The sequence below is a fragment of the Mesorhizobium sp. M0293 genome (assembly GCF_040321735.1).
Taxonomy (GTDB): Bacteria; Pseudomonadota; Alphaproteobacteria; order Rhizobiales; family Rhizobiaceae; genus Mesorhizobium.
The window spans coordinates 1-597 of the sequence record NZ_JAMYSA010000324.1; the positions used below are offsets into that span (position 1 = coordinate 1).

Annotated in this window: 1 protein-coding gene; it reads left to right on the plus strand. The window is 62.3% G+C overall.

The features are described 5' to 3' along the window. Positions 1 to 82: 82 nt before the first annotated feature. Complete coding sequence (tnpA, locus tag NKJ06_RS35705) at positions 83 to 511, plus strand: IS200/IS605 family transposase (protein ID WP_352812639.1); 429 nt, start codon at positions 83 to 85, stop codon at positions 509 to 511. Positions 512 to 597: the final 86 nt, after the last annotated feature.

A 597-nucleotide genomic window follows, 5' to 3' on the forward strand; every position in this document is an offset into this window, starting at 1 on the left:
TTTAGAGTCCCCAATAGGGGATCAGTAAACCCCACGCCTTTAGGCGGCTGGGATCGCGGCGCTTGCCGTGTAGACTGGCTGGATGGAAGCGTACAAGCGTGGCAGCCACACAGTTTGGGACTGCAAGTATCACCTGGTTTGGGTGACGAAGTACCGTTACGCGGTGCTTGGCGGCGACGTTGGAAACCGGTGCCGGGAGTTGCTGCGCGAGACGGCGCGCGCGCACGAGATGGTTGTGCATGCCGGCTCGATCAACCGCGACCATGTGCATATGCTGGTGTCGATCCCGCCGCGGCTGTCGGTGTCGCGCGCGGTGCAGCACCTGAAGGGGCGCAGCTCGCACAAGCTGCTGAGCGAGTTCGCAATACTGCGCAAGCGCTACTGGGGCCAGCACCTATGGGCGAGAGGCTATTGGGTGGTGAGCAGCGGGAATGTGACCGACGAGATGTGGGCCGAATACATCATGACCCAGGAGCCGCCCGAGCCCGACGACAACTTCAACGTGACGTGAGTTCGCGCCCTGTCCGCCGGACGGCGGACCGATCCGGCTTTAAGCCGTAACTTGAAGCCACCGCCTTTAGGCGGTGGAGTATTCAC

Excerpts from the sequence above, each read along its gene's own strand:
- tnpA (WP_352812639.1), top strand. The coding sequence starts at position 83 with ATGGAAGCGTACAAGCGTGGCAGCCACACAGTTTGGGACTGCAAGTAT.